Origin of the sequence: Oenococcus alcoholitolerans (assembly GCF_051852995.1) — a bacterium.
In the GTDB taxonomy this organism is placed as follows: domain Bacteria; phylum Bacillota; class Bacilli; order Lactobacillales; family Lactobacillaceae; genus Oenococcus; species Oenococcus alcoholitolerans.
This window is the reverse complement of sequence record NZ_CP176039.1, coordinates 20,713-46,274: the sequence shown is the minus strand read 5'-3', so window position 1 is coordinate 46,274 and position 25,562 is coordinate 20,713. Positions and strand designations below refer to the sequence as shown.

Genomic DNA, 25,562 nt, shown 5'->3' with positions numbered 1-25,562 from the left:
CAATTTAGCTAATATAAATAAAAAAACACACCTATTATTGTCAGGTGTGATTTTTTATTTATTAGTGCATTCCACCAAATATAAAGCCGATTCCTGCACCAGTACTGCTAGTGCGATATTTTTCAGCAACGATTTTTAGATAGATTATCTTGACATCTGGGGACAAAGCAGATTTTACTGCTAAAGGAGTCAAAGCAGTACGCAAGTCATTGGTAATCTTTGGCAGATACCTTTTCTTTTTTAATGCCTGTGCAGCGTTATGTAAAATTGGGATTTCCTCACTAGTTGGTGAACTAGCCAATGCCTTTTGCACATCAATGAATAATTCATCTTCTGTGGTCGTTTTCTTTGAGTTGTTCTTTTTTGAAAAAATGCCCATATTTCAACACCACCTTAATTTTTATTTCCAGCCACCACCTAGTGCACCTTCCCAACCGTGCAAGACTACGCCGTATGCAGCCTCAAAAAAAAGGGGGGGCTTAGTAACAACGTAATGCCATCCTCCTCTTTTATCACGGTATTCGTAACCATTAGCACAATAATAGCGGTATTGTCTTCTAGCAAGTATAGTACCAAATAGTGGATTTGATGTAGATACTCTGGGACTGGTTCCCATCTCAACAATAACGTTGTTTTTATTGGCCTGCAAGTTGAATTGGTTGATTACTCTTTGAGCTTGTTGAACTTGTTGAGTAGTTAATCCACTGTTATTTGGAACCTCCAACACCATTTTTCCATTAACTATATGGTTATAACTTAATTTATCAACTTGTTGAGCTGATAAATTATTAGTAGTAGAAACTGCCATATTATTCATTTGTTCATGACCACGGCTTAGTTGTTGTAGCTGCGGACACTGTAACTGGAGCAACAGAAGTTGCTATACTGCTAGCAACCAATACCGAACCTAAGAATCCTAATTTTTTCATTTTATTTTTTATTCTCTTTCTTTACACAAGCGCAACACTAGAAGTAGTATATTGACTATTTTTTTATGAATTATTTTATAAAAATAATTCATGTTTTTTTGGAAAAAGAAAATATTTTTTTAACGTTAATTTAACAAAAATGTGATCTACAATGTAGGCAGTTTCAGTTAAATTTTTCTGAAACAGAAAGAGATGGATTTATGGCTAAAAGTACAGGATTAAAAACATTTGTTAGTTTTCCAAAAGTTGATATTTCAAAGCGCAAATACTTTATTTCGTTCTATCAAGGACATGATTCATACATTCTGAATAAAAATGATAACGATAGACAAGTTAAACCAGGATCTCAATTAGTTTTGGGTGATATTGTCCAGACTGATCAGACCAGCAGAGCTGAAATTAGGGATAACTTCGGGGCAATTTTTCGATTAGGACACAATAGTAGCATTTCTATAGAACAATCTCCGAAAAAAAGAAATATTCCAGTTTATGATGGTAGTGTGTTCAAGTTAAGAAAGGATTTTTTTAATCCTGTTATCTTTGATTGTGGTGGGAAGTATAGAACCAGCTGCTATAATATGTGTCCAACTAGTGAATTTATTGCGCACGTGGCAGGAGTTCAGAATGAAGACATCTATTATTCTTTTTCACCAAATAATGTAGTTTGGGAATATGATGAACAAGGAAATAAATTTGAAATTGTAGCATTAAAAGAAGGTGAATCAGCAGTCATTAAATATGATGATTCAGCTAAAAAAATTGTAGATCGTTACCAAGTTATCGAAAAAAGAAGAATCTCTGATAAAGAATACGATTCCATTACTAACGATTATTTAAATGATAGGAAGTGGCGTTCCTTATAAGTAATAAGTATTTTATTGATGGTATGAAAAAAAGAAAATCTTTAACAAAATATTTGTCACTCTATTTTAAAAGTCTGCTGCTCTTTTGGCAGGCTGACAAAGTTAACAGCAGTATTCTAATTATAATTATTCCCTTAAAAGCACTGATACCGTCCCTGCTTACGTTTTTTGCACAAGAGATGTTAAATCAGTTGAGTATCGGCCGCTTAGACTATGGAAATTTCCTTTTTTGGGGGACCTGTTTCTTTGTTTCTCTGATCACTATTCCCCTGGGAACCAACGTTCAAGGCGTTTTAACAGATCGTTTGATCGCTTTTGTCAATACGAGTTTGATGAATAAGACCAAAGAACTGCAAGGATTAGCTAATTTTGAGGACGCTGATTTTTATGATCAGGTACAAGTGATCAATTCTCAAAGCTCCTGGCAGCCCGTTAACTTGATCGTTTTTGGGACTAGCGTGATCAGCAGCTCTATTACCATTATCTCAATGGGTGTCTTATTATCAGCCTACAATCCGCTGATCGCCTTGCTGATACTGATATCAATGATCCCGGAAAGTTTAGTTTCTTACCGCGTTCAGCAAGAGGCCTTTGAAACGATGGTCGATGCAAGCAGCGACGCAAGAAAAATGCAGTATGACAGTCAGGCTGTGCTTAACAAGGACTTCAGCAAAGAGATCCGTCTGTTTAATGCTTTTGATTTTTTCATTAAACGCTACCAAGAGATTTTTTGGCAAATCCATCACGCGGTAAATAAAACGAGAGCTAAAAAAATGATCGTTGCTTTGATCTCGATGTCTATCAGCAGTGTGATCTGTGTTTTTGCACTTTTATGGTTCGTGCTCTCGATTCAAGCCGGCCGCTTTCGGGTCGGTGCACTATTGACCTTGACCAGTGCGATCGGTTATATTGCTGAGAATATCTTTTCGATGATCGAAGACAGCAGCCTTTTGTACAACACACTGCTTTATATGGAAAAATATTTTAACTTTTTGAAAAGTTCTGATACGATCGAGAAAACAGGCAGGATAAAAGCTGGGGATATTAAGCGTATTGCCTTTAGACATGTTAGTTTTGCCTATCCCAATAGCAAACGGCTTGCTTTAAATGATGTTGATTTCGAGGTATCTGCCGGACAAAAAATTGCCATCGTAGGGGAAAACGGTTCCGGCAAAACGACTTTGATAAAATTATTGCTTCGTTTTTATGATCCCAGCCAAGGCCATCTTCAATTAAACGGTCAGGCGGTTCAAGATTTTGATCTTGTAAGTTATCGTGCTTTATTTTCAGCTGTGTTTCAAGATTTTGCGAAGTTTTCGCTGACGGTCAAAGATAATATTGCCATGTCGGATCTTAACCGGCGAAATGATCGTGCAGCCTTAGTCAAAGCGATGAGTGCCTCCGGTTTTGCACCTAATAAGGGTCTATCGCAAAATAAATTACTAAACATCCAGCTGGGTAAAGAATATGCAGACGGTACCGAACTTTCTGGCGGTGAATGGCAAAAATTAGCTTTAGCCAGAGGGATTTTTGCCGATCGAAAAATCTTGATTCTCGATGAACCGACCGCTTCACTGGATCCAAGAAGCGAATACGCGCTTTTTCAGAAATTTGTCAGCATCGCTTCCGATAAGACAGTCTTTTTTATCACTCATCGCTTAAATTCTGTGACGATCGCTGATAAAGTACTGGTACTAAATCAAGGAAAAGTCGTGGCTTTTGATACACATGAAAATCTTTTAAAAAACAATGATTATTATCGCAGCTATTATTCCATTCAAAATAAAATTTTGAAAAAATGATCAAAAAAAATAACCGCCTTAGCTCTAGCCAGCTAGCGGTTATTTAATCATTAAGTTATGGGCTTTCTTGTTTTATAGAAACCAGCATGTTATTATGATTTATGTAAGGAAAAAGTAAGGAGATGATATCATGAGTGTAAGTAATGTAACTAAAGTTAGCTCAAAGATAACTAGTAAAAATCAGGTCACAATTCCTAAAACAGTTCGTGACTTTTTAGAAGCTGGCTCTTCAGATATCATTGAATGGCAGATTGAACCAAATGGCAAAGTAATGGTTGCAAAAAGTAAACCTGATCTATGGCAGATTGTTGATGAACAAGAAAAAAAGTTCGGTAATCTCAGTACCACAGAAGTTGATTGGGGTAAGGACGTAGAAAGTGAAGACTTTGATCAATGAGATTAAAGCAAGGCGACATTCTATGGATTGACTTGAATCCGGCTAAGGGCACTGAAACTAAGAAAAAACGCCCGTGTTTGATAATCAGTAACAATAACTATAATCGTTACTTTAATACAGTGCTAGTTGTTCCCATCAGTACAGCTAGTAAATATCGTAACCTAGAAAAATATGTTAGATCACCATTATTTATTGGAATCGACAAAGAAGAAGTCCACGGCACAGCGTTATTACAACATATTCGCGCGATCGACCCAACAAAACGAGCAGACGGTGAAATTGTTGCCACTTTATCTCAGCAAGAAATGAGTTCCATTAGAACAAATGTGCAACGATTTTTCTAATTTTTATTTATAAAAGCAGCAAAATAACCTCCAATATCCTGCATTTAGACATTGGAGGTTATTTTAACAAGATTTTTGAGGGGCTATTAGTTATAGCCCCTAATAAAATTGATCATATTTTTTAGAATTTGTTTTTTGTTTCAATCTAGTTACATTAAGAATTTAGCAATGCGAAAAGGAAAAAGTCCTTATTATCTATAATTACAAATTATTATTATCTTCTGGACATGATTTAACCGATTTAACCATATAAATACCATCTCCTAGTCTGTATCGGATTACTGCTCCTATACTGAAATTTGGTACCAAAATCATTAGATTTTGTGTCATAATGATAAAAATCAGAATAGGAGTTTTTTATGAAATATTATTCAGATGAATTTAAAAACAACATCGTTAAGCTTTATCACAATGAAAATCGTTCAAAGAAATCCTTAGCCAATGAATATGGGCTTCATCCAACCACCATCAGTCATTGGCTCAAGCGGGCCAAATTAATTGAACTACCTGACGGTGGCGTAACGAGTGTTGAAGCCTTCAAGCAACTACAGAAAGAAAACCAGCAGTTAAAGGAAGAAAATGAAATTTTAAAAGCAGCGGCGGTGTTAATGGGAAGACATTAGGCAAAGTTAAAGCCATAGACTTTATCAACGAACAATTATGTAAACACCGCCTCTGGATAATCTTGAAAGCCTTAGGGCTTTCTAAAAGTACGTATTATCACTGGAAATACTATCAGATAAGTCGTCATGATAAACAAGATACGATTTTAAAAAGCCAGATCTTTGAAATTTGGAAAAATAATTATAAAGCCTATGGGTACCCTCGGATCACAATTGCCATGAGAAGACTTGGTGTAGTCATTGGCCCCAATCGTGTCTACCGATTAATGCGGGAGTTAGGCATTCGATCACTAATGGGGCGGCGTTTTAAGAAGCCAGGCACTCATGTAGATTATTCTCAACGGCCTAACTTGATTAAGAATCATCCAATTAGAACTATCTGGCGTGCTGACATAACATACCTAGAACTAAGACCAGGCACCTGGGTCTATCTAAGTACCATCTTTGACCAAGTTAGTAAGCAAATCATCGCTTTCAACATTGGCAAAGAGATGACATCGAAACTGATTATTAAGACATTGTTGCAAGCCTTGAGAAGGGCTTCTAAGCCAACCTTTTTGCACTCTGATATGGGTTCACAATACACCAGTATTGCTTATGAAGGCCTGTTAAAGCGGCACCTGATTAGGCATTCATATTCCAAACAAGGTTATCCATATGATAACGGTCCGCTCGAAGCTTTCCATTCGCTACTTAAACGAGAATTTATTTTTCAAACACGTTTCACTAGTTTTGAGAACTTAGTCCTCAGAGTTGAAAATTACATTAACTGGTATAACATCGAAAGAATTAGGATAAACGGCTAATTTTTTTAGTACCAAAACTTGACGTAGGAGCACTCTCCAACTTGTTTTTTTACAACACAGGATGCTCAAATACTACCAATTGAATTCTTCTTTGAAAATATTGTTACTATCAACCTTAGCTTTTTCCAGCAATTTCTCCCAATGATGAATTAGCGAAACAGGGCCGCTGAGTAAAAATAAAGTATGATTTTGCCAACCATGCGGTAAACGATTTAAAACGAAATCATCGGAAAAACGTCCTTGCTGCCAAAAACCAGTAAAGTTGGCATGTTGAGTCCACTGGATTAACTGTTGCTGGTACAACAAATCAGTCTGGCGATGAGCTGAATAAAACAAATAAATCTGATGAGATAAGTTATTAGGAATTAGTGAAAATAACGGTGTTGCTCCAATTCCACCAGTTATCATAACCAAGCTTGCAGTAGCGTCATGTTCTGCAATAAATGCTTGGTATCGACCAAACCCGCCAGTAACTTTAGCGGTTGTTCCGGGTCTGAGTACCTGCAGTCTATTGGTAAAATCACCATCGTCTCTAATGGTCAGCTTGAATTCTCCACTTTGATTAGGAAGACTGACTAGCGAAAAGGGATGCGGTTCGCGTAATTTTGGTACCCGCGGGAAAGACAAAAAAACAAAGTCTCCTGCTTGTAAATCAAGCTGCTGGCTCTGACGTCCTCCCAAAGTCAGTTCACGTACACGATCAGATAAGCTATGATTTTGAATTAATTTAAGCTCTGCTTGTCCTTTGCGTCCATACCAGCTAACTTTTGTTCGCAAATAACTAAGCGCAGTCAGCAAACTTAAACCGTCAAACCAAATCATAAATGATGTAATGGATCTGATATAGTCAATTAGTTGGACGTGGATGAAAACTAATATGACAGCTGCCAAAAGTAATTTATGAAGCAGCATGGTAATTTCGTGTTTAAAAATCTTTTCAAGAATTTTCTTGAATTTTGATAGCAAGGAAAAGCGACTGATTAACCAGCTGGCCAAAAACAACAGTGAATAACCAATCAATCCAGTTAGAATAATTAAGGATAGGTCTCCGGTTTGTTTGATTAATCCACCCGAATGAGTGCCAATCTTATGCAGCCAGGCCAGTCCTAAAGCTGCAATTGCAAGGATTCCGTGAAGCTGATATATACTGGGTAAGCCAACTAGGCGATCCAACCAGCGCGGCTTCGTGCTCAAGTAGACTATTGCAAGCATCCATGCATATGAAATGACTCCGCTATAGATAGCAAGCATTTCATTGGCTGACATTCCTTGCAGTCCTGTAGAAATCGTTTGTATAAAGGGTAAAGGAACAACAAAAAAGAAATTTAGCCAAAAAAGAACTAATTTATATTGTATTTTTCTCAGCATCTGCAAGCCGCCCTTCTGAAAATGGAATAATATTTTTTGATGTAATCATTAATCCGGTTAACTGACACTTGGTTAAGAGACTATTGAAATTTTGCTGACCAGCAACTAAGGCAGCTGTTGCCCAGATATCTGCCCAGGTCAAGCTGTCGGAAACGATAGTAGCTTGCAGGAGAGAATGATCTGTCAAATTAGCGATGTGCTGTCCACGCTTGCTAAAGCCAGAAGTAGCGACAGCACCATTTTTCAATTTGTAAACGGCACTCAAACTATCAAGTTGGCTGGGGTTTTCGATTCCAATTTCCCAGTAAAAAGAGCTTCCATATTGTGTAGCAAATTGTAAATCACCGCCACCATTCAGTGAAATACCAATCACTGGCGGATGGTTTCTAAGAAATGGGGACAACAGATTATTAAAAATCTCCTCGATTGCCCAGCCTTTAACCAAACCTGTTGGATTAAATTCAGTCGCATAATAAGGATCGAAGAAACCAACAGTCGTTTTAGCGGCCGCTTTGGCTAGCTCAAAGACGGTATGAAAGCTTGTATTTTGCATAACCTGTAGATCACCTGCTTGATATTTTTTTAATAACGAATCCTGTCTAAAGGGAGAAAAAATATGATCAACAACTTGCAATCTTTGCTGTACCTGTGTTAATAGGTGATCAATCCAATAATCTGCCACAGGTATCTGTGTTTCACAAACCAAGGTTAAGGTGAACGGAATATTCATCATATTAATTACGCGATCATAGAATTGATAATCTTTTTTTACTTCCATGTCAGTTACCTCCTAACAATTGCGGTGCTTAAGCTTGCCGTGCCTGAATTAGAGCACTTTGCAAAGAACCTGTAAAACCCTTCCAGGTTTCGGTTGCTCCGGAAATTTGCTGGATGTTTGCTGATTGACTCTTAACTGCTTCTTGCCGGTAAACTGGTAAGACTTGCCGATTAAGTTCAACTGAATGCGAATGTGTATTCGGATATTTAAGAACGGTAATCTGAGTTAGTCGATTGTTAGCAATTTTAATTTTCAATTGGACATTGCCCCAGGCAGTTGCGGTACTTTTTCCAACATATTCACCATCTTTGTAGTTTCGCTGCTTGTTAGTGCTGCTTGAAACGGCAGAACTGGCTGAACTTGAATTATCAGCAGTACTGCTTACTGTATTATTACTTGCTGCATTATCGTTGCTAGCTAGGGGCTTATACAAGACAAAATAACTGTCTAATACAATAGCTATTGCAACTGTCAGTGATAAGGAAACAACTACTATTTTATGATACATATTTACACCTCTATCTATATTCTCAACAAGCTGATTAATTCTTTTTCTAGATAATATGCTAAATAATGAGATAAAGCCACTTATAATTCATGAAAGCAATCTGAGAAATTCTCAGAAAAAAGCAGGCAGCAGCTGATACAATGTTTTATAGAAACCAACATGCTATTATGATTTATGTAGTACGATGGTAAACATAGAAAGGAGAATGCAATGAGTAATACTATTATTAAAAACAAGACGATTTCAACTCGTGTCACACCTGGCATCAGTGAACGGGCTAAAGCTAATCTAGCAAAACAGGGTCTAACCGTTTCTGAGTATCTCCGTTTATCGTTAGTTAAGGCGGCCAATAATGAAGTTCGTTTAGTTAGCTTTTTAGATTCACCAGAGGCTTTAATAGCTAAAAAGGAAGCTGAGACTGGTCAGGTCAAAAATATCGGTTCATTGACTGACTTTAATAATTGGATCGATAAATTAGATGCAAATTAAACAGACTAGAACCTTTGAACGTGAATTAAAAAGATTAGCAAAAAAAACACTTTCCGATAACGATCTTAAAACCTTGTTTAAAAGCAGTTGTTGAACAAGATGTACTTGTTTTGAAACGGATTAAAGATCATGCACTAAAGGGTAATTGGCAAGGGTATCGTGAATTTCACCCTGCCAGATATAAAAACTACGGTAACAATTATGATAGCTGGATTGTTATCTATCAGCTAGATCATAACGAATTAGTTTTATTGTTGGTAGCCACTGGGTCTCATGAAATCTTGAATCAATAGCTGAATTTGGGCGTCTTTTTATTTGAAATAAGCATAAACAACCCCCGATATCTCCATCATAGATATTGGGGGTTATTCTTTCAACATTTTCGAGGGGTTATTTGTATTTATAGTCCCTGATTACTTTAATTGAGTATGGTTCATAAACAGTTCACTGATTGGTTTCCAATTTGGAGATGTATCTACATTTTCACTCCATTCCGTGTTATTGAACATCAAAACGCCCTTATGTTGCAAAGACGGTCGAATAAAAGCAAAATCAACATTCTTATTACAGTGATTGTTAGTATAGTTTTTTAAAGCATTAAATTTACTTTGAGCATATGGATCTATATTTTGGCCTTCCGCCCCTTTAGTTTCTAAAATATACTTTCTACCACTTGTTCGCTAGCATTTAAAATCATTTTTTTCGTTTATTTATCTATCAGCCAACCATTTCATTCTAATTCCAGTTTATCAAATCTAAGAAATAAGCCAATTCAAACTTTTCCATTGCTGTAAGTTGCTTTATAGACTAACGATGCAAATCTGACTGTCTGTGCATCCATCTTGACTGGGTATGGCGCAAGTTGATAATTGACTGTCTGAACAATTTCGATGGGCTGCATCTGACTATCCTTGTTTACTAAAAATATTTGATAGGAACCCGCTGTGATTTTACCATGGTAGCTTAACGATGAACTGCCTGATTTTAATCCATGTTTTAGTAGATAATGGCGTTTCGTCCGGTAATTTATCAATTCTCCGGATAATTTTGAGCCCTGCGGAACTGCCACTGAAAATAGCGTAGCTTCATGCTTGATGACCATTTGCTGAGAAACAACCTTCCCAGGCTCTACCCAAGTCTCCTTCGCGTGATACTGCAAGGAAAGCTGGCTTCCTTGTGCAGCGATAATCTGTCCCGCAGGTTCATGCCAATTAGCAAGATTGCTCAAAACCACAACTAGGCAAATAACAAGCGGACCTAGCTTAGTGCGCAGAGAACTGACCAATCTACCCTGTATTTCTTGGACCTTTTGGATCTTTGTTTCTTGTATGGGCAAGGTATTGATAACTAATAATAATGGTAAAAGAGCCTGCCCATAGCGACCTTCTGACTCCCACAACAGCATGTGAAAAAACACGTATCCGCTTGCCACAATGATAGCCAGCTCACGAATAGAATCAAGTGCTGTCTGCCGTTTAAGCAATTCTAAACATTTGCTTAAAGCAATCAAATAGACCCAGATGAAGCCGCTGCGCATAATTGCCTGACTTAAAACGTGTACTTTTGACTGCCAATTGACATAAACTCGCGGTACTTGAATAAAGCCCCCAGTATAAGCACTCTGAATGTCATTAACACTTAACAAAATTCCAATTCGCGAAACCCACTGTCGTAATACTCCACCAATTCCTAAGCGGCTTAAACGCTCTGGCAAAGCCTTGGCAATATATGACTTTCGAGAAGCCTTAGATGGTAAGCTAATCATTTTTTCCACATCATTACCATCATAAGTGCCATGACTGGCAGGATTGTAGCTCATCCAAATCCAATGGGTCAACGGAAATTGATAGCGGCTGTTGGATTTGAAACCTGCAGCGGCACTAACCGCCTGACTAGCTGGAAACGTTGCCGCAAAAGCAAATAAGATCACGGCGAGTGGAATAATCATTTTTCTCAAAACCTGTTTTTTATACATAAATAAGTCAATGATTAAAATCAGAATTGCAACTGAAAGAATAATCAGATTGGCTTTAATTAACTGGCCACAAACGATTATCAGAAATAAAAAAATTGCACTAACAAATTGAGTTTTTTTACTCTTAGGCCAGCGTGCTAACAAGTTAAAGGTCAATAACAATATCAACAGGATTGGCAAATCGGAATAGAAGACTTGTAGGTAATACGTATAGGCAAATGGACCTAATAGGAAAAAAAGAGCTAACGCTAACACCTGCGTATGACTTTTAACAAAATTCAGACAAGTTTTCAGGCTTAAAATAATGAACCCATCCAAAAAAAACAAGGATAGTATGTGTAATGCAGCATTAGTCGATATCTGGAATACATTTGTTAACCTTAGCCACAAGGACAAGAAATAAGCCAAGGGAACATTATTGGAATAGCGCCAAAAATATGTTGAGTTATCCCAATCAGGATGATTGTGGCTCAGTAATTCCGCCTCATGAAGCACACGAAACGGATCATGGTAAACGGTTGCTGGAAAAAAGATTAGAATCAACAATTGGATGACTAAAATCAGACCCATTACCAGATAAATTATTTGCGAAACCCTGCTTTTTGAGAGTGAATTCGCCCAGCAAGCAAATTTTGGCAAACAAAAACCAATCCCTAGCGATAACGCACTGACAATTAATGTTTCGCTAAGATTCTGTGGATAAAATAAATTTGAAATAATTCCGATCATCAAGGACATTACCAAAGAAATTATAAAGAATTGTTTAAAATACTTCATATGCGTTTCCTGCCTTAATGAATTGAGTAAAGTATGTCATTTCTTATGTTCGAAAAAGTTTTTGCCTTTTATCAATTTTCTCTATTCATTTGAAAACATCTTTCCCCAAAATCTAAAATAAAATAGCTTCATGACTTCCCACCAAGTAATGGCTAGCAGCAGACTACCGCAAACATCGCTAAAAAAATGTGCCCGTAAATATAATCGTGTAAATCCAATTAGAATCACCCAGCAAATTGATAATAAAGAAATAACAAATTGCAATTCTTGATCTTGCAGCCAAGGAACAATGAAATAAAGAACTGCTAAAACAACAATCGCTGTTGCAAAAGTATGACCACTTGGAAAGCTAAAACCGCCATTCTTGATAACTTGGTTTGCTGGCCTAGAGCGGTGAACGAGTTCCTTTATAATTAAAGCAACTGCACAGCCGCTGAACTGGGTAATCATTAACCACCCCGCATTAATCAAGTTGCGTTCCTTCCGCCACAGTAAAAAAGCAATTAGTATTGTCCAGCAAATATCAATAAATGGACTGCCTAGAACGGCAATTAAGCTGATATACTTCGTAGCAACAGGATTTACAACGGGTGCAATCAGATTTTGAACTGCTGTATCAAGTGTCTGCAGCCAAATCGCCGAAGTTTTAATACTAATCGTCAAGGAAATAAACAATAATGCCGTTACTCCGCCAACTATTGTTAAAAGTTTATTTTTTCTCATCCAAATCACCTTGTTTAATGATTTCATATACATACTCGCTATCATTAGAGTAAACAAAAGAGCTATCTAAAAGATCATTATCATAACAGTGTCCTTCTGGCATTCGGCGTATTCGCCCGATTGATTGTATCGTAAAATTATGAGAACTATTTAACCGCAGTTTAACTAAAATCTTAGCTCTTGGGGCGTCCCAGCCAGTAGAAACAGCCTGTTTCATTAAAAGGTAATTTAATTTCGAGTTATTCATAGAAATATTTTGAACATTTTTGTGAACACCAGACAGCCATATTGCTACTTCACTCTCTTCTTGCCCCAATTCATTGATTAGATAAGATTTTACTTTTTTTACCTTTGTTTCCACTTCTTCATTAGACTTTTTTTTATCAGGGAACTGAATCAATACAAGCGGATTAATATTCTTTTTCAGTGATTTAAATGCTGACTTTATTTTTATCCTTTTTTCATTTGCCACATCTAAAAAATCTTCATCGCTTGAATGCAATTCAAGCTCATTTCCTGCACCATTGAACTGGTCATTTAAAACAACGGACCTAGTTATTAGACCTGCTGAAATAACCTCATCTTCTGTAATTAAAACGTGATTAGCTAATGAATCTTCTAGAGGGGTCGCACTTGCTTTAAAAATCATATCTGCATCGAATATATCAATAACATACTGGGCCTTTGTAGTTTGATTACGGTGTTCTTCGTCAATAATCAAGATGAAGGTTATTCCACGCTCTTTAGAACTCTTAACGGCTTCAAATAAATTGGTTCTCTCTCCATCTCGTAGGGCAATGTTTTTTTTGTTATTCACCATTTTCCAATTAAGAAACGTTACTGTCCCTGGCAAAAAGCCATTAAACAATGACTCCATTAAAAATACAGGTCTGACAAGTAATGAATTATTACTTGTTTTGGACCATGATTGCTCTTCTAATTCACCTGAGCCAGGTGTCAGCCATACAAAAGCTATATTTGATGAATTATCATTTTGAATTATGTAATCCATTAGCTTGATTAAAATAGCAGTTTTTCCAGATCCAGTCGGAGCCTGCAAAATGGTGCTGTTTTTTGGGGAGCTTCCATATTTTCTTGTTATATATGACTCATACAACTTAATTACTGCCCTATTTTGGAAATCATATTCTCTAAAAGCCACTTATATCCACTCCCTTAATTCTTCTCTAAAAAACTTCTCGGGTATATCAATAATTTTTACGTTTGCCAATTCATATCTTTCTTGTTCACAATGAAAACTAATTATTACCGTTATAGCATTTATTCGGATATATTAAAAATTCGGGGAACTAAAATTATTTTTTATTATTGGAAGATTTCTGGATATCTTAATACCATATTCGAAAAAGGAATTTACAAGAATTTTCTGAATCCAATTTTTATTGTGAACAAAACAATTTTCTTTTTTAAAAGTAAAATAAGTTGTATTGATTTTTTAAGGAGTTTGAATTGGTATCTTATAAAGAATTAAAAATAGGTAAACATCATATACCTACTTGGGATGGTATGGCCTCAGTAGTTTTAGAAACAGCAGCTAAAAAAACTGAGTGGCATGGTATAGATCTTTTGCAAACGGCTGTTAATAGTATTGGTTTGCCAAAAAATCTTTATGATCAATCTTATCCTAAATATCCAGACGGCCGTATTATTGATGATCGTGCCGGTTGGGCAATTAGTGAGCTCACAACCGCTGGCTTACTGATGAGGCCAAGGAGGGCAACTTATACAATCACCGATTTAGGTAGACAGGTTTTTGCCAAGTATGGTTACAAATTAGATGGCAAAATCATTCATGCTCAAGCTGCCTATCAGATGCACACACAAGAATTAAAAGAACGGAATCAGACAACTGAGGTTAGTAATGTTTCTGACAATCCTGCCGAAGAGGAATTATCCAAATCTAGTTTTATTAAAGAAATTAATGAGCAAAGCACCAAGTATAACAATGAAGTAGCGACTGATTTGTTACAGAGAATCCGAGAGTCTGAGCCAAATTTTTTTGAGAATTTGGTTGTTAAGTTATTGGTCGCAATGGGCTATCAAGGTAATGACGGTACTTCCTGGACGACTCAGCTCACTAATGATGGTGGGATCGATGGTGTTATTAACCAAGATCCATTGGGTACAAGCACTGTTTATGTACAGGCCAAAAGATACAAAGAAGGGAACGTTGTACAGCGTCCTGAAATTGACGCTTTTTATGGCGCTCTCCATCGCGCAAGCGCTGATCGCGGCGTCTTTATAACAACTTCGAAATATTCCCAAGGTGCGATTGAAGCGGCTAAAAGTGATTCCATCATCACAATTGATGGGATTCGTTTGACTAATTTAATGTTGAAATATCAAGTTGGTGTTCAAGTTAAGCACCATTTTGATTTATTTGAAATAGATGAAGATTTCTTCGATGCTGATATTTAAGATTAAGAGAAATCTTATTTAAATAAGATAATTTTTGGGGCAGCTTGATCCCAATGTATTCTGTAGACTCTTCACAATATATCGATGTGGTTGCAATGATTATTTACGCTTTGTTCTATCTTCTGAACCGTCAAGAATAAATTGTATTATTTTAACAAAATCAATTAAAGTTATCTATTTGACTGCTAGTGATAGCTAGCCTACGTGGATTGTAGTCAATACGTGAGACAGATTTTAAGAGAGATCAAGAACCGCGTTTAGCTTCCACAGCTCAAATAAATCATTAATTTCGATTAATAACTTATTTGAACCATGGAAAGCATTAAATCAGGCGGCCATTTGGTTGCAAGTGTTGCGATTTCAACCTGCAAGGGGGTCTGGTAGCCCAGTGAACTATGAATTCTTTTCCTATTATAAAAGGAATGGACATATTCAAAAAGGACTGCAGCGGCAGTTTCATAGTTCTTAAAGAACGGCACTGGGTAAACGCATTTCTTTTTGAGTGAAGCATGAAAAGATTCCATTGGGGCGTTGTCATACGGGCAACCCTTACGGCTGTCCGAGTGGCGGATATGTAGTTCATTTAAGCGTTTGTTATATTCATCGCTGGTGTACTGCGTACCCAGCTCACTGTGAATGATGAGCTCTTCAGTAATTGTCCGATTTTTAACCGCGCTTTCAAGTGTCTTTATGATCAGCTTGGTAGCCATTTTTTTTGAGAATGAATACCCGATAATTCGTCTTGAGTGCAGATCCATGATGGTTGATAAGTAACACCAACCATCACGCTTCGTTTGAATATAAGTAATATCAGTTGTCCATTTCTGATTTAAGCCAGTGGTGGAGAAATCCTGCTTAAGCAATTGGGACGCTGTTTGAATCGCTTGTTTGGAGGAAGAGGTGACCTTCCACTTCTTGATGGCAATCGAGTGAATATCCATCTCCTTTATGAGCCGAGAGACTCGAAGAGGACTGCAGCGGCGCTGCAGTGGTTGAAGTTCCAGATTCAATTCATAGTGAATCTTCATGACGCCATATCTTTGTTTGAATTCAACGAAGATGCAAAAGATCCGCTGTTTCAGATCTTTGTCTTCCAGACTTCTTTTTGAGGGCTTGTGGACTTTATAGCGATAGTAATGCGCTCTTGAAAGCCCGAGGACTCGGCACATCTTAGTTACCTGGTAATTTTGGCTTTCTTGTTGGATATAATCAAAGATATCGGTTATCTCTGCGCAAGGAAGCTGAGGGCTTTTTTTAAGATTTCGTTCTTCTCGGATAAAGCAGTTAAGCGTTTCTCCATTGCTTTAATCTCATCAGGAGTCTTACCTGACTTGTTATGAACAGTGGAATAGCCAATGCCATATTCTCTGGCAAGTTGAGCAGCGGATTCACCTTGTTTATAGAGATTGATAATATTCTGTTTGAATTCTTTGTCATAATGAGTTGGCATGTAAAAATTCCTTTCTTTTAAGAGACGATTGACTTACTATACCCTTTCTTAAAAGTTGTCTCAGGAACTAGCTTACATCCATCAACAACTGGTAACGATTCAGCTAAAAACGGTTGACCAAAATAACCACCATTTGCCGGATATAACGACTTTAATTCATGGCTACAATGCTAATGATATTGTGGTTGATTCTGATTGTTTTGTCCCGCTACAAGAAATTCGCAATGTGGCATACAAAAAGACGGAGAAGCTATAAAAATTAGCTCTCCGTCTTTTATTAGCGCTTTATTTGCTGTTGTTCATCTTGTCTTGGCTGTGTAATCTTTGGATTTTGTCTCACAAAATTTTGAAACTATTTTTTAGCTCAACTGCTTATTTCTTGGTACACTATAACGAGCTTGCTTTAATTGATAACATTTTGAGGATTACCTGATAGATACGCCCTTACATTAGCGATGGTTATATTCAACAACCGTTTTCTTGTTTCGTACGGTGCCCAAGCAATATGTGGCGTAATATAGCAATTTTTTGCTTTTAGCAGGGGACTGTCACTATCAATTGGTTCTTTTTGAACAACGTCAGTAGCGTATGCGTAAACCTTATCTTCATTCAAGGCTTTCTTAATATCCTCCTCATTAACCAGTTTGCCTCGCGCTGTGTTTAGCAAAATAACACCGTTTTTCATTTTTGCAATCGTGTCATTATTAATTAAATGCATTGTCTCCGGCGTTTGAATTACGTGCAAACTAATAACATCTGATTTCTTTAAAAGTTGATCAAGAGACACTTGTTGAACCCAAGTTTCAGAAACTTTTTTAGGGCGATGATTATAAAAAATGACTTTCATAGAAAAGGCGTGTCCTATTTGGGCAACCTTTTGAGCAATATGGCCGTATCCGATTAATCCTAAAGTTTTGTCTTTTAATTCTAATAGCGGCTTATCCCAAAAAGTAAAGTCAGGTACCTGTGACCATTTATTTTCATGAACAAGCCGATTATGCAAGCCAACCTGACTTGTTGCTTCTAATAGTAATGAGAAAGTAAATTGTGCTACTGCATCACTAGCATATGTGGGAATATTGGTTACTACGACTTTATTTTTATGAGCACTTTTAATATCAACGACATCGTAACCGGTTCCCATAATTCCAATATAATTTAGCTTCGGAACTTTACTAATCACGTCGTCATCTAGCGGAGTTTTATGCGTGATAACAATTTCAGCGTCACTAATTCGTTTTATAATTTCATTCTGATCATTAACTGGTGTACGGTCATAAAAAGTACATTCGCCTAAGTCTTGCAATAAGTGCCAATTTAAATCTTTATTTAGCTCATAACCATCTAGAAGAACAATTTTCATCGTGAGCTATCTCCTATCGTTTTAGTGTTTCGCCTGTATTCCGTTCTGCTTGTCTAATTTCCGGATTCTGCCTCACAAAATCTTGCAACTGTTTTTGCGTTCGATCACTAATTTCTTGGTGCACATCGTTTAACTGGTTTTTTAGTTCTGATTTCTGTTGGGGATCAGTCGCTTGCTTAATTTGTTGTTGCAAGCCTTAAGTTATGGATTGAACGAGTTAATTTAAATTCTTAATATTACTGATTATTCATTTGACTAGTTTTGTATTCAGGGATCTATGAGGTCTATAACCCTATTTAAAAAGATCTGAATGCGATCCAGTGTCAATGAAGCGTACAAAATCACCATCATACTTATAAATTAATAACCAGTCTGGTTTGATATGTAAATCACGCTCTGGCTTTCGATTAACCAAAGGGTGATCGTTATAATGTGGGTCTAACGGTTCATCTCGTAATAGTTTACGATAAACGGATTCAAAGTACTCTTTCTTATAGCGCCCTCCCTTTAAAATTGTCTTATAATGCTTTTTAAATTGACGCTCAAAGGCGGGTTTATAAACAAATTCATTCATTTAACCAATTCAGCCCTTCCTCAGGGTCGTTAAACTCAACGTAATCTTGACTTTTGATAGCTTTTTCTAAACGCGGATTGGGTTGAGACACTTCAAAGGGAATCCCACCGGCTTCAATGGATTTTTTTGCAAAGATACGAAATGCTTCTCCAGGAGTTAAACCTACACGGTTCAGGACAATTTCAAAGTCCTTCTTTTCTTTATCACCAATTCTAAAATGTACTTGGCTAGTCATAAATATCGCCTCCAGAATTATGGTACCAAATGGTACCATAAAAAGCAAATACTTTATTTAAATTCAATGATAGTTAATAGTTTTTCTGTATCAACTTGATCAACCTGGTTGTTGCGATCATTAAAAATGATCAAAAAAAATAACCGCCTTGACCTGCACCCCTAAAGTTTTCCAACTTTAGGGGTGTTTATCAGTTATAAACCCTCAGACTTGGTATTAAAAAGTAATCAAAGCTTTTGAAAAAGATAATAAATTTTAACAACAATTCGCTTTTGTTCATCCAAAGGGGGCAAGGGGAAAATTTGTGATGCTAAGAATTGTGTGCCAACTCTGGGCATTTTTATACCATACATTGATTGGTTTATAGTATTGACAAAATAGGGTGAGAGTAGGCAATACCTTAAATAGGTTGGTAACAAGCCATTTAAGGTTTGTATAGGAAATATTTCTGTACTTGTATAACCGTTAAATGGAGCAATCTCAACTTTTTTAAATATGGCCTTAATTTTCCATATAAAACACTTAAAACACTTTCCTTATTAACTTTATATTTATTACTTTTAAAATGCACATGGGGCGTTTTTCGTGATATGTTATTGAAACCACCGCCATTTTTATTAACGTCTTTCATATCAACAACCCACTCACCATCTATTATTTTATCTCCAGAAACAGATTCAAAATTTCCAAATAAAGTAGCGCTTTGTAATCTTGTCCATTCCCAACCAGCAGGAATTTCAAATGGAATTTCTTCTTGAGTGATTTCAGTTAATTTTTTTGATCGCTTGATTTTCTTTTCTTTGATTAATTGGGATTTTTCAGCCCTAATTGTCTTTAGCAATTCACTAGCAGGCTCATTTGTAGGATCTTGCGCAACTAGTTTACCTTTGCTCCTATACTGAAATTTGAGACCAAAATCATTAGATTTTGTGTCATAATAAACCAAACCAGATAGGAGCTATCTTATGACTAAGAGATATTCAGATGGCTTTAAAACCAATATTATTAAGCCATAGCAACAAGAAAAGCGTTCAAAAGTCTCTCTTGCTAAAGAGATATGATGTTTGGATCAATCGGTCAATCATGCCCAACCCATTCGTTTTCCCAATGGCGGCACTGTTAGTGCCACTCAATTTAAGGATTTGCAAAAGAAATATCAAGAAGCTCTAGAGGAAAATAAAATTTTAAAAGCAGCGATGGTGTTACTAAGAAAGCGTTGGGTCGGACTAAAGCCATTCAGTTTATTGATCAACAGTTAAATAAATACCGCCTAAGACTGGTAATAAGCACCTTAAGGCTAGCCAAAAGCACTTATTACCGTTGGCGAAATCATTAAATTAGTCATCATAACCAACAAGGGGTCAATGGAACAGCCATGCGAAAGTAGTAGGAAGACGAATTAACTAAGCATTAATTACGCTTACTGTTCGCCTTTTTGTTTGAGTTCTTTGAGCTTTAAGCGACTCTAAAAAGTTCCAGCCGAGATCTGATTGGTTGTCAGACAGCGTCATCCATCTGTTTAATATTAGCAGTTCCTTTCTGATTAGGCTTGACAGTTTTAAAGTCTTGTTTTAATTCATTCAGAATAGGTTATACTAAACGAAAGATCAACTCCTAGAAAATGGTTTTGTGGCAAACACCAATTTAAGGAAGGCTGATCTTTTTGTTCGAACGTTGTTCGGATTAATTTTACAATCTACCTATTAATTAAAGATTATCACGGCTATCTTAAAACTGTCAAAAACGAAGATTTCAAATTAACTTTTTCAGGTATCATTTATCAATAAATTCTAGGTGAATCCTGAGTTTTAGACCAAAAAGCCCTTCAGCACCAACAAATCACTATGCAATATATCTATTAGTGCCGAAAGGCTTTTGTTAAAGACACTTCAAATAGTGATTGGGATTTTTTCCTTTGAATTCGGTGGCCTACTTGTTTTGCTTAGAAAAATTGGCGCAAAATATCTTTTAGTGGTGGTAGTTCAGGTATTTTTTTCTCTTCTTTAAGATATTGGATGCCAAATTTCATGTATCCTTTAGCTTCCTGACCGACAATCTTGCCCGGCAAAGGTGCATCATCACTGACATAAGCATTGATCAGTACCGGCTTATTCTGGACCCGATAGGCTCTGTTCAATGCGTTCTTAAATTCTTCGGAAGTTTTAGCAGTAATGCCAACACCGCCAGCCGCATCGGCAAATTTGGCGTAATCCATATCCTGTAAGTCGATTTGATAATTTAATTGGCCGGCGGCCTGTTGTTCGTATTCAATAAAGGCCAGCTTTGAATTATTGAGTACGATATTAATTAATGGTAACTTGTATTTAACTGCCGTAATGAAATCCTGCATGACCATTGCAAACGCACCATCACCATTAACCGAGATAACCGGTCGATCGGGATAATTTATTTTTGCTGCAATCGCTCCCGGTAATGCACATCCCATTGTCCCTAAGTAAGAGGACAAGATAAATTTTTGTGTTGGTGATACGTTTAAGAAACGGGCGCTCCAAGAGGTGGCTGTTCCAACATCAATTGAATAAATTGTATTAAGCGGTGCCGTTTCATTAATATCGTTAAATAATGCTTCGGGTGCAACTGGCTTGGAATCGAGTTCACGTTTGCCGGTCATCCAACGATTCCAGTTAGCAACATTTTCCTGACAGGCCTTTAAGAAACCATCATCAGGATGGAGGATCGTTGTTTCAGAATAATTAAGTTGCTTTATAACGTCTTTGATATCGGCTACCAATCCAACATCAGCCGGATAACGTTTTCCGATTGCTGACGCACTGGTATTGATTTGGATGCTTTTGGCCGTCCCTGGTTTGGGCAAGTACGCGGTATAGGGATAATTTGTGCCGAACATTAGAAGCAGATCGGTATTTTGCATGGCTTCATAAGCCGGCTTTGTCCCCAACTTACCAACATTTCCCAGCGAATTAGGATGACTGTCGCCAATAATCCCCTTTGCGGGCAACGTTGAAATAAACGGAATATGGTTTTGCTCTAAGAAGGCCGCAACCTGGCTGCCAGCTTTTTTTGCCCCCAAGCCAACCAATGCAAGCGGTTTTTTGGAATCGCGAATCAGTTTAGCGGCTGTATTAAGGCGATTGTCATCCATTTGTGGTGATGTCAATTGGAAAGAAGAAGCGGAACTGATATAGTGGTCGCTGACCCTTTGTTCCGGAAGGTTATCCGGAATGGTTAAAACTGCGACTCCATGTTTCTCATAAGCCGTTCGAATGGCTTCATCAACGATTTCAGCTAAATTGTCAGTGGCAGAAATTAGTTTATTATAAACCGCAACGTCCGCAAATAGTTGTGGTGTATTAACTTCTTGGAAGTATTCCTCGTTTAAAAACTGGGTATCAACCTGACCAAGTAAAGCCAGTACTGGCACGTGATCCATTTTGGCATCATAAAGGCCATTTAACATATGAATTGCGCCTGGCCCACCGATTGAAAGACAGACACCAAGCTTACCGGTTAACTTAGCCTCGGCCGCTGCTGCCAAGGAAGCAACTTCTTCGTGACGGACTTGGACAAATCCGATCTGATCCTGTTGTTTGCGTAAAGCATCGACAGTTGTATCGATGGAATCCCCCGGTAGTCCATAAACGTGTTTTACATGCCAATCAATTAAGACGTCGACTAATTGTTCAGAAGCTTTTTGAGCCATATTGCGTCATCCTTTCTATAAACGATGTTAAGAAAGCTTACTTTCATTGTAGACAATTTAAATGGAATTGCAAAAGGCAAATTCTATAATTAATCCGAACAAAAATAAAAAAAGGCCCAAAGCAATCCCTTACAATGGTAGTAGTTAATTCCAACCAGCTATAAGGAGTGATTACTTTGGTACTTCTACTTTATCACGTTTTCAACGTGGTGCGCTAGCTCAACCGGTCAGTGAAGGCCATCATACTTACCAAGATATGGCTGACGCCTTAGGCGTTGCCAAATCAACTATTAGCTATGAATTAGATCGGGTCAAACCCTATGATCCCGAATTAGCGCAACAAGCCGCAGATCATAAAAGGCGGGCTTGTGGTCTCCATTCGATTCTAACGCCATCATTGACAATTTTAATTACCAACCACCTACGTTTAACTTGGTCACCAGAAGCGATTGCGACAGCTTTTAACCTGAGCACCGCTTCAATTTATAACTGGCTTAAGCTTGGCTGGTTACCTTTCAACTTGGCTGATCTACCTAATCGAAATGTCCGACAGCGCCGAGCTAATGAGCATCGTGGCACATTTACAAGTGGGACTTCCATTGAACAACGACCAAAATCTGTCAATCAGCGATTAGCTTTTGGTCATTGGGAAGTCGATACGGTACTTTCTAGCCGAGGTCAGTCACGAGCATGTTTGGTCACTTTTGTAGAACGTAAAACCCGGCTTCTATGGGCTATCAAAGCCCCTAATCGCACCGCCAAGACCTTAAATGATACCTTTGGAAAGTTTATGGGACCTTCGGTTCCCAAGTGAAATCTATAACTGTTGATCATGGTAAGGAGTTTGCCGATTATCGATCCATAGAACAAGACTATCAGATTAAAGTTTATTTTTGTCACCCGTATTCACCATGGGAACGGGGATCCAATGAATATTTCAATCGACGGTTACGTTGGTTTTTCCCGAAAAAGACTAACTTTGACCAGATAACGACTGATGAAATCCTGGCAGCACTTGAGCTTATTAATCAACGACCATTAAAAATCCATCATCAACAGACTGCCATTGAAAGTTTCCGGGCTTGTTCGGATTAAACTTGTAATTTGCCGTATAAAATAAAAAAACTGATATTAGCTTTTATGTTCCACCAATATCAGAGAGTATAGACCCAGATTTTCTTGCTGAGCTTTTTTTAAAACCAAATTTTGCTGGCAATTAAAACTCCAATTGCCAAAATTACTGATGAAATGAAAGCTGCAGCAAATGCCGGCAACCCTCTTTTTAAAATAACTCTAAAATTAACACTCATACCTAAGGCTGCCATTGCCATCCCCAAAACAATATAAGCTACTTTAACCAAGGCTGTTAAAGCTGCTGTACTAAACGGCAAAAAAGTTCCTAAAACACTTGCTAAAATAAAGCCACCCATAAACCAAGGAATCGGTAATTTAGTTTTTTTATCACTAACTGGTTGCGTCTTTTGACTGTGTTTTTGATACCAGAAACCAATGGCTAACGCTGCCGGTGCCAACATTAAAACACGAGATAACTTAGTAATAATTGCATTGTCTAAACCGATTGAACCAGCAGCACTGCCAGCAGCAACGGCATGAGCTATTTCATGCAATGATCCGCCGACAAAAACTCCAAACTGAGTGGCATTTAACCCTAACAAAGGTTTTAAGCCCAGATCGATAAAAGTAAAAATTGTTCCCATAATTGCCACAATTGCCACGGCTAAAACTTCATTCTCCCGTTGACGTTCAGCTTGTTTTGCCGGCACTTTTATCTGCGGAGAAATTCCCATTACTGCTGCTGCCCCACAAATTCCAGTTCCACCGGCTGCCAGAATAGCTAATTCTGGTTCGATTCCAAATTTTCTTTCTATAAAATAAGTCAAACAAATCGTTCCACTAACCACGACCACCGCCAACAGAATCGTTTTAATTCCCGCTTGTGCCAATTGAATTAAATTTAGCTTAAATCCTAATAAAATAATTCCTAAACGCAAAAACTTATTTGAAATAAAACCAATTCCAATTCCAGCCTGACTCTTCAAAGTTCCTGCTGTTTGAAATATCATCCCTAAAATCAAAGCAATAATTAAAGCTCCAAATAACGAAAAATATGGCAATTGTGCTAACAAACTACCAATCACAGCACAAATCAGTGTCATCGCAGTTGCTAACCAAAAACTCTTTGTTTTTAAAACTGCTGAAAATTTCACTAGTATTCCCTCCCAAGCAATGCTTTAATAATACCAACTATCATTCATAAAATAAAATTATGATTTATTATAGTAATATAATGAATACTTATGGGAGCTTGCGATGATAACTGCTGAATATCAAACTTTTTTAATTTTAAGCGAAACCCTTTCTTATACTAAAACAGCGGCTAAGCTTTTCATTTCTCAACCAGCTGTCACCCAACAAATTCAACGGCTTGAAAATCAATTAGAAATCAAATTAGTTGATTATCAGCGTCCTTATCTGAAACTTACACCTGCTGGCGAAAAATTAGCAGTTTTTCTTACCCGAATGCGTTCGCAAACAACACAGTTAATGGAGACTTTACAAGATGATCACCAAAAACACGAGATTCAATTCGGAATCACTCGTTCATTAGGTGAAGTTTTTGGTAGTCAGTTGATTGAATTTTTTTTGCAACTCAAAAGTGATTTGCAAAAAATTAGTTGTTTAGCTGAAAATACACAGCACATTTTACAACAAATCGAACTTGGAAAAATGGACTTTGGCATTATTGAAGGCAATTTTAATAAAGCTAAATTTTCATATCATATCCTCAGCCAAGAAGAGTTCATTCCCGTTTGCAGTTCGACTCATCCCTTAGCAAGAAAGAAAATTGTTAGTTGGAACGATTTAGCGGCCTACCCGCTGCTAATTCGCGAGTCCGGATCTGGATCACGAACCTTGTTAACTGCTTTGGCACAAAAAGAAAACATCAGTTTAAATGACTTTAAGCAGTTAATTACCATTTCTGAACCAACCTTAATTCGCCAATTGGTCTGTGCCGGATCAGGAATTAGCTTTCTCTATCGCTTATTAATCAAAAAAGAGCTAGCAGCTGGGACAATTGCCCATGATCTATATTTTATTTATGCCAAAGAAAATTATTTTGCGCAACAATATTTTAAATGGTTTACAGAACTTAAACAGCAGCTGCAATAAACTAGCAGCTAAAATTTCGAGACCTCTATAAAAAAAAGAATAAGATTTTCAAAGAACTCGAACATTGTTAAAAATTTTAGCTACTTTCAAGAAGCTATATTGATTTTTTACATCTAATGTTAGCCAAGTACATCAATTCTTGCATTTTTTGGTTTCTTCCGCCAATAATTTTATTCCATAATCGCTCATCGCTTTAGATATCTCTAAATTCATTTAAAGAGCACGGACATAGCATTACTTCACTC

Annotated in this window: 26 protein-coding genes and 4 pseudogenes; 12 read left to right on the top strand and 18 right to left on the bottom strand. The window is 37.2% G+C overall.

Annotation, left to right across the window (positions count from 1 at the left end; all coding sequences use genetic code 11):
- Nucleotides 1-61: 61 nt before the first annotated feature.
- Nucleotides 62-379, bottom strand: a complete 318-nt coding sequence (locus ACKP2L_RS00275; RefSeq protein ID WP_439424644.1) for a bacteriocin immunity protein — start codon at nucleotides 377-379, stop codon at nucleotides 62-64.
- A gap of 21 nt (nucleotides 380-400) precedes the next feature.
- Nucleotides 401-808 (bottom strand): garvicin Q family class II bacteriocin, encoded by a 408-nt coding sequence (locus ACKP2L_RS00270; protein WP_439424643.1) that lies wholly within the window; start codon nucleotides 806-808, stop codon nucleotides 401-403.
- Between the two features lie 321 nt (nucleotides 809-1,129).
- Between ACKP2L_RS00270 and ACKP2L_RS00265 the strand changes: the two genes are divergently transcribed.
- From ACKP2L_RS00265 to ACKP2L_RS00245, 5 genes are all read left to right on the top strand, one after another.
- Entirely contained in the window at nucleotides 1,130-1,792 is a 663-nt protein-coding gene (locus tag ACKP2L_RS00265) for a hypothetical protein (RefSeq protein WP_439424642.1), read from the top strand.
- A 23-nt stretch (nucleotides 1,793-1,815) separates the two neighbouring features.
- On the top strand, nucleotides 1,816-3,594 hold the full coding sequence (locus tag ACKP2L_RS00260; protein ID WP_439424641.1) for an ABC transporter ATP-binding protein: 1,779 nt from the start codon (nucleotides 1,816-1,818) through the stop codon (nucleotides 3,592-3,594).
- A gap of 130 nt (nucleotides 3,595-3,724) precedes the next feature.
- Entirely contained in the window at nucleotides 3,725-3,991 is a 267-nt protein-coding gene (locus tag ACKP2L_RS00255) for a type II toxin-antitoxin system PrlF family antitoxin (protein ID WP_439424640.1), read from the top strand.
- Nucleotides 3,988-4,335 carry a type II toxin-antitoxin system PemK/MazF family toxin gene (locus tag ACKP2L_RS00250; RefSeq protein ID WP_439424639.1) on the top strand — a complete coding sequence of 116 codons (348 nt, stop codon included), beginning with the start codon at nucleotides 3,988-3,990 and terminating at the stop codon, nucleotides 4,333-4,335. The genes ACKP2L_RS00255 and ACKP2L_RS00250 overlap by 4 nt, the downstream gene beginning before the upstream one ends.
- A 359-nt stretch (nucleotides 4,336-4,694) precedes the next feature.
- Nucleotides 4,695-5,764 (top strand): IS3 family transposase gene (locus ACKP2L_RS00245; RefSeq protein ID WP_439424638.1). Its coding sequence is split into 2 segments (ribosomal slippage): nucleotides 4,695-4,932 and nucleotides 4,932-5,764, totalling 1,071 coding nucleotides; the frame shifts between segments, so codons are not numbered across the junction.
- A gap of 72 nt (nucleotides 5,765-5,836) precedes the next feature.
- On the opposite strand, the gene ACKP2L_RS00240 is transcribed toward ACKP2L_RS00245, so the two are convergent.
- The 3 genes from ACKP2L_RS00240 to ACKP2L_RS00230 form a co-directional block, all read right to left on the bottom strand.
- Nucleotides 5,837-7,030: an FAD-binding oxidoreductase gene (locus ACKP2L_RS00240; RefSeq protein WP_439424637.1), complete on the bottom strand. Its 1,194-nt coding sequence runs from the start codon at nucleotides 7,028-7,030 to the stop codon at nucleotides 5,837-5,839.
- Nucleotides 7,031-7,109: 79 nt separating this feature from the next.
- On the bottom strand, nucleotides 7,110-7,910 hold the full coding sequence (locus tag ACKP2L_RS00235) for an FAD:protein FMN transferase (RefSeq protein WP_228890085.1): 801 nt from the start codon (nucleotides 7,908-7,910) through the stop codon (nucleotides 7,110-7,112).
- Nucleotides 7,911-7,938: 28 nt separating this feature from the next.
- Nucleotides 7,939-8,418 carry an FMN-binding protein gene (locus ACKP2L_RS00230; protein ID WP_056960375.1) on the bottom strand — a complete coding sequence of 160 codons (480 nt, stop codon included), beginning with the start codon at nucleotides 8,416-8,418 and terminating at the stop codon, nucleotides 7,939-7,941.
- A 210-nt stretch (nucleotides 8,419-8,628) separates the two neighbouring features.
- Between ACKP2L_RS00230 and ACKP2L_RS00225 the strand changes: the two genes are divergently transcribed.
- Entirely contained in the window at nucleotides 8,629-8,907 is a 279-nt protein-coding gene (locus ACKP2L_RS00225; RefSeq protein WP_439424636.1) for a RelB, read from the top strand.
- A pseudogene (locus tag ACKP2L_RS00220) lies at nucleotides 8,897-9,200 on the top strand (type II toxin-antitoxin system YafQ family toxin). Before ACKP2L_RS00225 ends, ACKP2L_RS00220 begins: the two are co-directional and overlap by 11 nt.
- Nucleotides 9,201-9,679: 479 nt before the next feature.
- Here the strand turns inward: ACKP2L_RS00220 and ACKP2L_RS00215 are convergent.
- From ACKP2L_RS00215 to ACKP2L_RS00205, 3 genes are all read right to left on the bottom strand, one after another.
- On the bottom strand, nucleotides 9,680-11,659 hold the full coding sequence (locus tag ACKP2L_RS00215) for a hypothetical protein (protein WP_439424635.1): 1,980 nt from the start codon (nucleotides 11,657-11,659) through the stop codon (nucleotides 9,680-9,682).
- A gap of 81 nt (nucleotides 11,660-11,740) precedes the next feature.
- On the bottom strand, nucleotides 11,741-12,382 hold the full coding sequence (locus tag ACKP2L_RS00210; protein ID WP_056960379.1) for a phosphatase PAP2 family protein: 642 nt from the start codon (nucleotides 12,380-12,382) through the stop codon (nucleotides 11,741-11,743).
- A complete protein-coding gene (locus ACKP2L_RS00205; RefSeq protein ID WP_439424634.1) occupies nucleotides 12,369-13,544 on the bottom strand; it encodes a DEAD/DEAH box helicase in 1,176 nt (391 codons plus the stop codon). The genes ACKP2L_RS00210 and ACKP2L_RS00205 overlap by 14 nt, the downstream gene beginning before the upstream one ends.
- 308 nt (nucleotides 13,545-13,852) lie before the next feature.
- Here ACKP2L_RS00205 and ACKP2L_RS00200 point away from each other — a divergent pair, with 308 nt between their 5' ends.
- Complete coding sequence (locus ACKP2L_RS00200) at nucleotides 13,853-14,821, top strand: restriction endonuclease (RefSeq protein WP_439424633.1); 969 nt, start codon at nucleotides 13,853-13,855, stop codon at nucleotides 14,819-14,821.
- 293 nt (nucleotides 14,822-15,114) lie between these two features.
- On the opposite strand, the gene ACKP2L_RS00195 is transcribed toward ACKP2L_RS00200, so the two are convergent.
- On the bottom strand, nucleotides 15,115-16,038 hold the full coding sequence (locus tag ACKP2L_RS00195) for an IS3 family transposase (protein WP_439424649.1): 924 nt from the start codon (nucleotides 16,036-16,038) through the stop codon (nucleotides 15,115-15,117).
- Between the two features lie 5 nt (nucleotides 16,039-16,043).
- Nucleotides 16,044-16,271 (bottom strand): transposase, encoded by a 228-nt coding sequence (locus tag ACKP2L_RS00190; protein ID WP_439424632.1) that lies wholly within the window; start codon nucleotides 16,269-16,271, stop codon nucleotides 16,044-16,046.
- Nucleotides 16,272-16,341: 70 nt separating this feature from the next.
- Here ACKP2L_RS00190 and ACKP2L_RS00185 point away from each other — a divergent pair.
- A pseudogene (locus ACKP2L_RS00185) lies at nucleotides 16,342-16,527 on the top strand (hypothetical protein); the annotation flags it as partial.
- A 147-nt stretch (nucleotides 16,528-16,674) separates the two neighbouring features.
- Here ACKP2L_RS00185 and ACKP2L_RS00180 read toward each other — a convergent pair.
- From ACKP2L_RS00180 to ACKP2L_RS00155, 6 genes and pseudogenes are all read right to left on the bottom strand, one after another.
- Nucleotides 16,675-17,634 carry a D-2-hydroxyacid dehydrogenase gene (locus tag ACKP2L_RS00180; RefSeq protein WP_439424631.1) on the bottom strand — a complete coding sequence of 320 codons (960 nt, stop codon included), beginning with the start codon at nucleotides 17,632-17,634 and terminating at the stop codon, nucleotides 16,675-16,677.
- Between the two features lie 13 nt (nucleotides 17,635-17,647).
- Nucleotides 17,648-17,830: pseudogene (locus ACKP2L_RS00175) on the bottom strand (hypothetical protein); the annotation flags it as partial.
- Nucleotides 17,831-17,926: 96 nt separating this feature from the next.
- Nucleotides 17,927-18,208, bottom strand: coding sequence for a type II toxin-antitoxin system YafQ family toxin (locus ACKP2L_RS00170; protein WP_439424630.1), 282 nt, complete (start codon nucleotides 18,206-18,208; stop codon nucleotides 17,927-17,929).
- On the bottom strand, nucleotides 18,201-18,443 hold the full coding sequence (locus ACKP2L_RS00165) for a type II toxin-antitoxin system RelB/DinJ family antitoxin (protein WP_414950078.1): 243 nt from the start codon (nucleotides 18,441-18,443) through the stop codon (nucleotides 18,201-18,203). Before ACKP2L_RS00165 ends, ACKP2L_RS00170 begins: the two co-directional genes overlap by 8 nt.
- A gap of 227 nt (nucleotides 18,444-18,670) precedes the next feature.
- Entirely contained in the window at nucleotides 18,671-18,922 is a 252-nt protein-coding gene (locus ACKP2L_RS00160) for a restriction endonuclease subunit S (RefSeq protein ID WP_439424648.1), read from the bottom strand.
- Nucleotides 18,868-19,389 carry a hypothetical protein gene (locus ACKP2L_RS00155; RefSeq protein ID WP_439424629.1) on the bottom strand — a complete coding sequence of 174 codons (522 nt, stop codon included), beginning with the start codon at nucleotides 19,387-19,389 and terminating at the stop codon, nucleotides 18,868-18,870. Before ACKP2L_RS00155 ends, ACKP2L_RS00160 begins: the two co-directional genes overlap by 55 nt.
- Nucleotides 19,390-19,507: 118 nt before the next feature.
- On the opposite strand from ACKP2L_RS00155, the gene ACKP2L_RS00150 reads away from it, so the two are divergent.
- Nucleotides 19,508-19,702: a hypothetical protein gene (locus ACKP2L_RS00150; protein WP_229394378.1), complete on the top strand. Its 195-nt coding sequence runs from the start codon at nucleotides 19,508-19,510 to the stop codon at nucleotides 19,700-19,702.
- Between the two features lie 683 nt (nucleotides 19,703-20,385).
- Here the strand turns inward: ACKP2L_RS00150 and ACKP2L_RS00145 are convergent.
- Nucleotides 20,386-22,125, bottom strand: coding sequence for a pyruvate oxidase (locus ACKP2L_RS00145; RefSeq protein WP_439424628.1), 1,740 nt, complete (start codon nucleotides 22,123-22,125; stop codon nucleotides 20,386-20,388).
- A gap of 160 nt (nucleotides 22,126-22,285) precedes the next feature.
- Here ACKP2L_RS00145 and ACKP2L_RS00140 point away from each other — a divergent pair.
- A pseudogene (locus ACKP2L_RS00140) lies at nucleotides 22,286-23,220 on the top strand (IS30 family transposase).
- A gap of 98 nt (nucleotides 23,221-23,318) precedes the next feature.
- On the opposite strand, the gene ACKP2L_RS00135 reads toward ACKP2L_RS00140, so the two are convergent.
- Nucleotides 23,319-24,302, bottom strand: a complete 984-nt coding sequence (locus ACKP2L_RS00135; protein ID WP_439424647.1) for a YeiH family protein — start codon at nucleotides 24,300-24,302, stop codon at nucleotides 23,319-23,321.
- A gap of 154 nt (nucleotides 24,303-24,456) precedes the next feature.
- On the opposite strand from ACKP2L_RS00135, the gene ACKP2L_RS00130 reads away from it, so the two are divergent.
- Nucleotides 24,457-25,317, top strand: coding sequence for a LysR family transcriptional regulator (locus ACKP2L_RS00130; RefSeq protein WP_439424627.1), 861 nt, complete (start codon nucleotides 24,457-24,459; stop codon nucleotides 25,315-25,317).
- Nucleotides 25,318-25,562: the final 245 nt, after the last annotated feature.

Excerpts from the sequence above, each read along its gene's own strand:
- ACKP2L_RS00180 (WP_439424631.1), bottom strand. The coding sequence starts at position 17,634 with ATGAAAATTGTTCTTCTAGATGGTTATGAGCTAAATAAAGATTTAAAT.
- ACKP2L_RS00230 (WP_056960375.1), bottom strand. The coding sequence starts at position 8,418 with ATGTATCATAAAATAGTAGTTGTTTCCTTATCACTGACAGTTGCAATA.
- ACKP2L_RS00165 (WP_414950078.1), bottom strand. The coding sequence starts at position 18,443 with ATGACTAGCCAAGTACATTTTAGAATTGGTGATAAAGAAAAGAAGGAC.
- ACKP2L_RS00275 (WP_439424644.1), bottom strand. The coding sequence starts at position 379 with ATGGGCATTTTTTCAAAAAAGAACAACTCAAAGAAAACGACCACAGAA.
- ACKP2L_RS00170 (WP_439424630.1), bottom strand. The coding sequence starts at position 18,208 with ATGAATGAATTTGTTTATAAACCCGCCTTTGAGCGTCAATTTAAAAAG.
- ACKP2L_RS00255 (WP_439424640.1), top strand. The coding sequence starts at position 3,725 with ATGAGTGTAAGTAATGTAACTAAAGTTAGCTCAAAGATAACTAGTAAA.
- ACKP2L_RS00210 (WP_056960379.1), bottom strand. The coding sequence starts at position 12,382 with ATGAGAAAAAATAAACTTTTAACAATAGTTGGCGGAGTAACGGCATTA.
- ACKP2L_RS00260 (WP_439424641.1), top strand. The coding sequence starts at position 1,816 with ATGAAAAAAAGAAAATCTTTAACAAAATATTTGTCACTCTATTTTAAA.
- ACKP2L_RS00225 (WP_439424636.1), top strand. The coding sequence starts at position 8,629 with ATGAGTAATACTATTATTAAAAACAAGACGATTTCAACTCGTGTCACA.
- ACKP2L_RS00270 (WP_439424643.1), bottom strand. The coding sequence starts at position 808 with ATGGCAGTTTCTACTACTAATAATTTATCAGCTCAACAAGTTGATAAA.
- ACKP2L_RS00240 (WP_439424637.1), bottom strand. The coding sequence starts at position 7,030 with ATGTCAGCCAATGAAATGCTTGCTATCTATAGCGGAGTCATTTCATAT.
- ACKP2L_RS00235 (WP_228890085.1), bottom strand. The coding sequence starts at position 7,910 with ATGGAAGTAAAAAAAGATTATCAATTCTATGATCGCGTAATTAATATG.
- ACKP2L_RS00190 (WP_439424632.1), bottom strand. The coding sequence starts at position 16,271 with ATGCCAACTCATTATGACAAAGAATTCAAACAGAATATTATCAATCTC.
- ACKP2L_RS00145 (WP_439424628.1), bottom strand. The coding sequence starts at position 22,125 with ATGGCTCAAAAAGCTTCTGAACAATTAGTCGACGTCTTAATTGATTGG.
- ACKP2L_RS00265 (WP_439424642.1), top strand. The coding sequence starts at position 1,130 with ATGGCTAAAAGTACAGGATTAAAAACATTTGTTAGTTTTCCAAAAGTT.
- ACKP2L_RS00135 (WP_439424647.1), bottom strand. The coding sequence starts at position 24,302 with ATGACACTGATTTGTGCTGTGATTGGTAGTTTGTTAGCACAATTGCCA.
- ACKP2L_RS00215 (WP_439424635.1), bottom strand. The coding sequence starts at position 11,659 with ATGAAGTATTTTAAACAATTCTTTATAATTTCTTTGGTAATGTCCTTG.
- ACKP2L_RS00130 (WP_439424627.1), top strand. The coding sequence starts at position 24,457 with ATGATAACTGCTGAATATCAAACTTTTTTAATTTTAAGCGAAACCCTT.
- ACKP2L_RS00250 (WP_439424639.1), top strand. The coding sequence starts at position 3,988 with ATGAGATTAAAGCAAGGCGACATTCTATGGATTGACTTGAATCCGGCT.